1 protein-coding gene is annotated in these 273 nt (G+C 45.4%); it reads right to left on the bottom strand.

All coding sequences use genetic code 11. The features are described 5' to 3' along the window. Positions 1-273, bottom strand: a 273-nt coding sequence (locus AAEY72_RS14850; RefSeq protein ID WP_352311313.1) for an aldehyde dehydrogenase family protein, incomplete at both ends; no start/stop codon positions are given.

Genomic DNA, 273 nt, shown 5'->3' on the forward strand with positions numbered 1-273 from the left:
CGACAATACCGAGCGGGTGGTATTGATCATACATTCTATGCAACGGGCGCTCTGAGTGTAAAGTAGAGCCGTCAAGTTGACGAGATAAGCCAACGGCAAAGTCACAAATGTCGATCATTTCTTGTACTTCACCTAAGCCTTCTTGTAATGATTTACCCATCTCATAGGCTACAAGCTCACCCAATGGCTGTTTAAAGTCACGTAACTTGTTACCAATTTGACGGACGATTTCACCACGGTGAGGGGCCGGTACTTTGCGCCATACTTTAAATG

Origin of the sequence: Psychrobacter sp. W2-37-MNA-CIBAN-0211, from assembly GCF_040309405.1 — a bacterium.
In the GTDB taxonomy this organism is placed as follows: domain Bacteria; phylum Pseudomonadota; class Gammaproteobacteria; order Pseudomonadales; family Moraxellaceae; genus Psychrobacter; species Psychrobacter glaciei.